The organism is Leptolyngbya cf. ectocarpi LEGE 11479, assembly GCF_015207065.1.
Lineage (GTDB): Bacteria > Cyanobacteriota > Cyanobacteriia > Phormidesmidales > Phormidesmidaceae > Leptothoe > Leptothoe ectocarpi.
The window spans coordinates 1-8,197 of record NZ_JADEXP010000295.1 but is presented as its reverse complement, the minus strand read 5'-3'; the positions used below and the strand labels follow the sequence as shown (position 1 = coordinate 8,197).

General features: G+C 51.8%; 5 protein-coding genes. 4 read left to right on the top strand and 1 reads right to left on the bottom strand.

The features are described from left to right. Positions 1 to 239: 239 nt before the first annotated feature. Positions 240 to 1,580 carry a glutathione-disulfide reductase gene (gene gor / locus IQ260_RS23350; protein ID WP_193995487.1) on the top strand — a complete coding sequence of 447 codons (1,341 nt, stop codon included), beginning with the start codon at positions 240 to 242 and terminating at the stop codon, positions 1,578 to 1,580. Here gor and IQ260_RS23345 read toward each other — a convergent pair. Beyond that, positions 1,577 to 2,959 carry an aminopeptidase P family protein gene (locus IQ260_RS23345; protein ID WP_193995486.1) on the bottom strand — a complete coding sequence of 461 codons (1,383 nt, stop codon included), beginning with the start codon at positions 2,957 to 2,959 and terminating at the stop codon, positions 1,577 to 1,579. The two genes, gor and IQ260_RS23345, sit on opposite strands and share 4 nt — an antisense overlap. Positions 2,960 to 3,078: 119 nt before the next feature. On the opposite strand from IQ260_RS23345, the gene IQ260_RS23340 reads away from it, so the two are divergent. From IQ260_RS23340 to IQ260_RS23330, 3 genes are all read left to right on the top strand, one after another. Further along, complete coding sequence (locus tag IQ260_RS23340) at positions 3,079 to 4,317, top strand: molybdopterin molybdotransferase MoeA (RefSeq protein ID WP_193995485.1); 1,239 nt, start codon at positions 3,079 to 3,081, stop codon at positions 4,315 to 4,317. A gap of 254 nt (positions 4,318 to 4,571) precedes the next feature. After that, on the top strand, positions 4,572 to 6,611 hold the full coding sequence (locus tag IQ260_RS23335; protein WP_193995484.1) for a chromosome segregation ATPase: 2,040 nt from the start codon (positions 4,572 to 4,574) through the stop codon (positions 6,609 to 6,611). Between the two features lie 500 nt (positions 6,612 to 7,111). After that, a partial coding sequence (locus IQ260_RS23330; protein WP_193995483.1) for a hypothetical protein occupies positions 7,112 to 8,197 on the top strand: 1,086 nt, incomplete at its 3' end.

The window sequence follows — 8,197 nt, the reverse complement described above, 5'->3', positions numbered from 1 at the left end:
CCACAAGAGCGTGCTCAAAAAAACATTTTGGTTTGATTTGGACTGGCGCTATGCGCCCTATAAGTCAGCTAAGCTAGCCCAGATTAAAAAATTGGTCACCCGGTAACTCATTTCGAAGGCGTTGATCTTGTTGCGAAATCTACTGATATTGTGACGGGTCTGATGGAAACGCTGTAGAACCGTTTTACGGACGATAGGATGTACTTGCTGTTGAGCATTAAGGTTAGAGGAAAATTGAGATGGCCTACGATTTTGACCTGTTTGCCATCGGTGCTGGTTCTGGCGGCATCGCAACGGCAAGGCGGGCTGCCCAGTATGGGGCCAAGGTGGCCGTGGCCGAATTTGACCGGCTGGGGGGCACCTGTGTAAACCGGGGCTGTGTGCCCAAAAAACTGATGGTTTATGCGTCTCACTTTGCCAGCCATGTGCAGGAGGCTGCAGGCTACGGCTGGACATTTGAGGCTGGTAAGTTTGACTGGTCCCAAATGATTACGGCGGTCAACAATGAGGTGACTCGACTTAATGCCATCTATCAGCGGATGATCGACAATGCGGAGGTCACCCTGTACAAGGGCCATGCGCGGATTGTCGATTTCCACACCATTGATGTGGCCGGTGAGACCGTTACTGCCGAAAAAATTCTGATTGCGGTGGGGGGGAAACCCAACAGACCCAATATTCCGGGTATTGAGCTGGCCATTACCTCCGATGAGATTTTTAACCTGGCTCAGCAGCCCAAGCGCATGGTGATTTTTGGTGGTGGGTACATCGGCTGCGAGTTTGCCTGTGTGCTCAACGCCCTGGGTACCGAAGTCACCCAGATTATCCGCCGCGACAAGATTCTACGCGGCTTTGACGAAGATATTCGCACTGAAGTCCAAGATGCCATGCAGCGCCACGGCATCAACATTGTTGTTGATGAACTGGTCAGTCTTGAGAAAACAGATGCAGGGCTTAAAGTTAATCTCAAAAGTGACAATATTGTCTTTACCGATGTCGTCGGTCTCGCCGCCTTGGGACGCACGCCTCGACTAGAAAATCTGGGTTTGGAAAATACCCGAGTTGAGGTAGCGAAGGGCGCGATTGTTGTCGATGCCCACAGCCAGACAGCTGAATCTAATATTTACGCCGTAGGAGACTGTACCGACCGCATTAACCTCACCCCCGTCGCCATTAATGAGGGTCGAGTATTTGCCGATACTCACTACGGTGGCAAGCGCCGGGTGATGAATCATGACAATGTGCCCTCAGCTGTGTTTACCACCCCTGAAGTAGCGACTGTGGGTATGACCGAAAGCGAAGCCATCGATAAGTATGGCGAAGCAGGCATCCGGGTCTATCGGTCTCGGTTTAGACCGATGTACTACACCCTGCCCCAGATGGAAGAGAAAACGCTGATGAAGTTAATTGTGCATGTACAGACTGACAAGGTTCTCGGTGCTCATATGGTGGGGGATACCGCTGCCGAGATTATTCAGGGTATGGCCATTGCTGTAAAGATGGGAGCGACTAAAGCTGATTTTGACGCCACTGTGGGGATTCACCCTAGCTCTGCAGAAGAGTTTGTCACCATGCGCTAGCGGTTACCGACAAGTTGCTCAATCGCGGTTGCCGCTGTCGGTAAGTCTGCTGTTAGCACCTCGCAGCCGTCCTCAGTAATCAGCACATCATTCTCGATGCGGATGCCTCGTACATCGGCAAACTGGGCCAGACGATCCCAGTTGACCAGGGTGGCGTAGCGATCGCAATTACCCCTATCTGCCAAAATCCCCGGCACCTGATAAAAACCAGGTTCAATGGTGATCACCATCCCCGCCTGCAGAGGTCGGTCCAAACGCAAAAAGCCCAAACCAAAGCGATCGCTACGGCTACGACCGGGAGCATACCCCGCCAGGTCTCCTAGATCCTCCATATCATGCACGTCTAGACCCAACAGATGCCCTACACCGTGGGGAAAAAACAACGCATGGGCATCTTGATCTACCAGGTCATCAGGAGCACCCAAAAGAATTCCCAGATCCACCAAACCTGCCGCTAGCGTCCGACAGGCCAACAGATGCAGCTCCCGATATTCCACCCCAGGTTTTGCCGCTGCAATACAAGCATCGTGGGCAGCCAGCACCACATTATACAGCGCCCGCTGGGTGGAGGAGAACTGACCGCCGGTCGGCCAGGTACGAGTAATATCCGATGCCCAGCCCGTCTCTGTTTCCGCACCCACATCGGCCAAAATTAGGTCATTCTCTCCCAGCGGATGACAGTAGTGGTTGTTATGGAGCACTTCACCGTGGACCGTCACAATGCTGTTGTAAGCACAGGTCATGCCCTGGGCCATAATCACCTGCTCCATGGCAGCCCGAATATGAGCCTCGTTCAGGCCTTCACCTAGTCTTTCACCTAATAGTGTCGCGGCCATGCCTGTTTTATGGGCCGTGACCGACACCCCAGCCGCCCGGCGAATTTCTGCGAGAGCATAGCTATCATGCCCCATGCGCAGCTGCACAATGGCCTGGAGTAAGGCTAGATCCTGCTCTTGGGACTGTTTTGCCATCGGAATAGACCGATTTAGAATGGTCTCCTGCTGAGCCGCCGTAGCGCTATCTTGTACCTTGAGCGTGGCCACCTCACCCGCAAAATGCTTTAGATCGTCTAACGGCAGCGCCTTATCCGCCCCCATTTTATGCGCCAGTTCCGTACGGGTGGGACTGGGGCCATGCCACAGTGCCTGGGCCGGAGTGGCCTCATCCATAAACAATGTGAGACGCCCATCGGCTAGATGGATCACCGCATTTTCTAACGGTAGTCCGGCAAAGTAAAGAAAGTGGCTGCTAGATCGAAAGGGGTGAGTATTCGCCGGAAAATTGCGGGGGGTGGCTTGACCAGACCACAGCATCACTGGTGTGTCCAGGTGTTTAGCTAGCTGCCGACGGCGGTGTTTGAGGGTGGAAGCGAGGGTCATTACACAAAAGTTTGGGGGTGGGTCTACTTCATATCGTACTGGGAGCGTTTGATATGGTGATGAATGACTTATTTCTGAGCTAAATCTACCCGGACTGACATAAAGTCCCTTAAACGCCTATGGTGCCTGCAAACGATGCGGAACAGCTGATTTTGGACCTGGCCACACCGGTCGCGGATCTGGAAATGGTGACATTGGCAGCCAGCCTGGGACGAGTGCTAGGACGCTCCGTTAGCAGTCAGCTAGATTTTCCCCACTGGGATAACTCAGCGATGGATGGCTATGCGGTGCGCTATGACGATGTGGCGACGGTACCTGCCACCCTCACCGTTGTAGAAGAGATCCCGGCGGGGCAGGTACCTCAGCGGACGCTGCAGCCCGGTGAGGCCGCCCGCATTTTTACCGGCGGTTTGCTCCCCGCTGGAGCCGATACCATCGTGATGCAGGAAAACACCCGGCGTCAGGAAAATCAAGTGGATGTCTTAGCCGTACCCGCTCCCCAGGCATTTGTGCGTAAGCAGGGCAGTTTTTATCAGGCCGGAGCAGAGTTACTAGGACCTGGCATCCGCATTGGGGCCGCTGAAATTGCGGTGTTGGCAGCGGCACAGTGTGTGCCCGTGCCGGTCTATCGACGCCCTCGGGTGGCCATTTTATCCACAGGGAATGAACTCGTGGATATTAATCACCCCCTGGGACCGGGGCAAATTGTGGACTCCAATCGCTATGCCTTGGCAGCCCTGATTGAGCAATCAGGGGCGGTAGCGGTGCCCCTGGGAATTGTGCCGGATCAAAAAGAGGCCACGCGGCAGGCCATTGCCGAGGCGCTAACCCAGGCAGATATGGTGATCTCATCTGGGGGGGTATCGGTGGGGGACTATGACTATGTGGATCAGATTTTGGCAGAACTCGGAGCGACTATTCACATTCGCTCAGTGGCGGTCAAACCCGGTAAGCCTCTGACGGTGGCCACGTTTGACCGGGGCTCTGACCAGGGCCAGGATCAGCTCTACTTTGGGTTACCGGGTAATCCGGTGTCGTCATTGGTAAGTTTTTGGCGATTTGTACAACCGGCCCTGCGAAAGCTGTCGGGGTTAAGTACGGGCTGGTCCCCGACCTTTGTATGGGCCACGACAGATATCGATTTGAAGGCTGGCGGTCAGCGGGAGACCTATTTGTGGGGGCATCTGTCCCTGGGAGACAACGGCTATCGGTTTACCCTAGCGGCGGGGGGACATAGTTCTGGCAATCTAGTCAATCTGAGTCGTACCAATGGATTGGCCCAGGTGCCCTTGGGGGAAACAATGATGCAAGCGGGGAGTGCTGTTAGGGTCTTAGTCGTGGGGAACGTGAATTCCTAATTGGCTGTCTTAATGTTCTGTATGCCCATGGGACAAAACGTAAAGAAGGGTGCTCCGAACGATGATTTTGCCTGTACCCTCAGTTATTGGATTGCTTTGGCTAGCTGGCCCATTAAAGTGGGCTGGAGTGGGTAGGCTCGTAATCTATCTATATGCGCTTATACACAATGCACTTATACACAATCCATGCAGTGCGCTAAAGTAACGCCATATTTGGCATACAAACCTGTATATCTTCTCTGGCTGATACGTTTATGAGTCCCAAACGAGATCGTCGCCGTCCGTCTAAACCTGTTTCTGTGCCTCGCAGGCGCTCCCAGGGAGCATCCCAGCCGGGACAGGCGGCGGTACCCTCTCCGTCCTATGCGGGCATGCCCGACATGCCCGCTGCCGCTCCGCAGCCGGGGCCAAAACGGTCTGGTCTGGGGGGCATTATGGTGTTTCGGTGGATTGGTAGCTGGCAGTTTTTACTGCTAACTACCCTGGCCTTGATTACAGGAACCCTGGCCTTTGCGGTGACCAGCTTGTTTCGGATGCCAAACCTACCCAACTGCCGGGCAATTTTTTGGCCGACGGCATCGGCAGCCATGCGTCTCCAGTGTGCCGATTCCTATGCTACTCAGGGAAGCGTGGACTTTTTGTTGGAGGCGATTGGGCTGGTGGAGAAGCTGCCGGAGGATCATCCGCTGCGGGCTGAGATTGATGCCAAGGTGGAAACCTGGTCCGGCCAAATTCTGGAGCTGGCGGACGATCAGTTTCACCAGGGAGAGCTGGAAGATGCGATCGCAACCGCCAAAAAAATCCCTAGCAACACCGCCGCTGCCGACAAGGTAGAAAGTTCAATTCGTCGTTGGCAACGAATTTGGGAGGAAGGCGCAGACATTTTTGACCAGGCCAAAAAATCGCTGGTGGACGGCAACTTTAAAGATGCGTTTGGTCTATCGGTGCGGCTATTGGACGTCAGTAATGACTACTGGTCCGAAACCAAGTACACCGAACTCACCAAGCTAATTGCCCTGGCGCGAGAAGATAGCCGCAAACTGAATAAGGTCAAGCGTCTAGCCAGTAATGGAACCGTTAGCAGCTTTAAAGAAGCGCTCAAGTTGCTTAACTCCATCAAGCCTGAAAGTGTGCTCCACGGCGACGCCAAAGAGATGAAGAAAACCATCGCCAAGGACATGCTAGAGGTGGCCGAGGACTTTCTGGCCCGGAAAAAATTATCCCAAGCCGAAGAAATCCTGGCAGCGATTCCTAAAAATGAGGGACTCGACCGCGAAATTGCCGACTTTCAAGTATTTACAGACGCCTATCGGCATGCCTGGAGCGGCGATGCCCTAGGGTTGGATTCTGCCGTTACCCGGTTACAGAGTATGGGGAAAGATCGGCCCCTCTATAGTCGTGCCCAGACGTTAATCCGTCAGTGGCGTGCAGAGATCAAAGCTTTGGCCCAGCTGGACAAGGCTCGCCAGATCGCTGCTCCTGGCAATGTCAACGACCTGCGCTCAGCGATTGCCCAGGCACAGCAGGTGGGACGGAATAATCCTCGCTGGCAGGAAGTGTCGACGCAAATTACCCAGTGGGAAGATCGGGTGCAAACGAGTGAAGATCTGCCGATTTTAAACAAAGCCGACCAGCTGGCGGAAATGGGTACACCCCAGTCTTTGCAGCTGGCCATCCAAGAAGCTCGCCGGATTTCTCCAGGGCGTGCCCTTACGGGTGACGCCCAAAAGCGTATTTCCCGCTGGCAGGCACGGATTGAAGCGATTGAGGATCGGCCGCTGGTGGATGAAGCCCGGCGGCTGGCGACAGCAGGGGATTTGGCCGGTGCGATCGCAGCCGCCTCCCGCATTTCTCCCGAACGTTCCCTATATGGAGAAATTCAAAACGACCTGGCTAGCTGGCGCGACCAGCAACAAAACCAAACCCGTCTACAGGAAGCCAACAACATAGCCCGCTCAGGTACAGCCAACGACCTAGCCCGCGCCATCGTCACCGCCAATCAAATTCCCTCTAGCAGCAGCCAGTATGGCAACGCCCTGCAGCAGATTAACCGCTGGAGTTCGGATCTCTTAAACATCGCTGAAGGCGAATCCTACAGCAGCCTGGACCGGGCCATCAGCTTAGCCAACCAAATCCCCTCCCAGGCCAATGCTTACGCCAATGCCCAGAGCCGCATTCAAGCATGGCGAGCCGAGCAGCAGCAAGCAGTTGACGCCATTGAAAGTATCGAGCAGGAGGCACCGCCAGTATTTACAGAACCTAGCGAGTCTACAAATACACCCGCTAATAACTAATCCTGAGGGTTCACTTCCAATCGTTGCTGGCTCTTGTACTAAGAATCAGGTTGGGCAAGACCGGGAAAGGCGACTGATAGCTCGCTCAGATTCGCGGTTATAGACCGAAATAAGGCGATGATGAATGCCGCGATAAAGAGGACACAGGACACCGGTTCCATGGCATCTCAAGTTAGGACTGCATCGATTTTGAATATACTACATCGGCTAATTCAGTTCCATGGCATCGGAAGAGTAGAAACGTTCAAATTCTCCTTTTTTCCTAATTAATATGCATTCCGAATTCTCACAGGTGTCTTGATTGCTGTGGGGCATCGCGTGTAGTAGCCTGATTTACTCCACTTAAATCAGACAATAAGGCGCAGTATCTGCATATTTTGTAGCGTATGATTCCAATAATTGAGTAATGCCTACATTAGCTTTGAGTCTAGTCAATAGACTGTCCTCAGCCTAATTAAACCTGATGTACCTCATGTTCGATAGCTTGGTGAGTTCCTGTTATGATTCAACCTCCCCCTCTACCAGAGCGAGAAAGTCTCATTAAAAAATTTTCAACTTACATCCAAGTTGCTCATCAAACAATTCAATGGTGTTCTGATAGCCGCTTGGCAAAGAACTTTAAACTCTACGAAGAAAATTTAGCCGATAAGCAAGAATTTACATTACTCAGAATTTACATTGAGAGCGCACTGGAACGGCCACGGCAGATTCATAGCTGGGAATCTAAAAATAATAAAAGGTGCAAAGAATACGCCATTGGACATCTAAGAGCATATTGTGATGAAGCTTGTTATTGGGCAACATATAAAGTATTTCAGAGAACTCAAGAAATACTTCGTATATCTCGAGGTGTTGCTTGGGAAGACTGTTTCCAAATAGCTAGAACGAGCTTACTCGACACAGAAAAATTTAGCTCATGGCTTAGTTCTTACGACTTTGATCGGTCTCATAACTTTAACAGCTACATTCAAAAGATACTTGAACGGCAACTTCAAGATCAACTTTCTGTGGGTAAGGTATCACGTTGGCGACGTTTATATAAGGCTTCTGATAAGAAGTTAACAGAAGCTCTAAAGCACCACCAAGGAATTCAAGAGCCTTGGATTTCCCATAGGTTATTTGCACGCAAGTATTTTCGCGAGACTTACCATATCCGACATATAGCGAATCCAAATCGAACCAAAAATCAGAAATGGCCAACGCCTAATATGGATGACTATGCCGAAATTGCTCGGCAATATAATGCTGACCGTCTGCTTAAAGCCAGCCCTTACAGCGTCTTGGTCAGTTCCTCTAGTATCTCTGCAGAAACCATGAAAAATTGGATGGAGTCCTCTATTCAGGCATTAGATGCCTATTCTTTGTCAGTTACTAGTAGCCAATCACTTGAAGAACTTTTTGAAACAAGAGGGTATGAAACGGCAGATCAAGATTCGAATAGTACTTTGGAATACTTTTTTAAACTTTCAGAGCCTTTAGCAATATCACAGCTAGAAGAAAGACAAAATTCCAATAGTGAAACTTTAATTGAGGCTCTCTATTCTTCTTGGAAGAAATACTTAGCTGGTCTGGACGAGGGGCCTCAA

Bases quoted from the DNA above. Each gene is read 5' to 3' on its own strand.
- gor (WP_193995487.1), top strand. From the start codon at position 240: ATGGCCTACGATTTTGACCTGTTTGCCATCGGTGCTGGTTCTGGCGGC.
- IQ260_RS23345 (WP_193995486.1), bottom strand. From the start codon at position 2,959: ATGACCCTCGCTTCCACCCTCAAACACCGCCGTCGGCAGCTAGCTAAA.
- IQ260_RS23340 (WP_193995485.1), top strand. From the start codon at position 3,079: ATGGTGCCTGCAAACGATGCGGAACAGCTGATTTTGGACCTGGCCACA.
- IQ260_RS23335 (WP_193995484.1), top strand. From the start codon at position 4,572: ATGAGTCCCAAACGAGATCGTCGCCGTCCGTCTAAACCTGTTTCTGTG.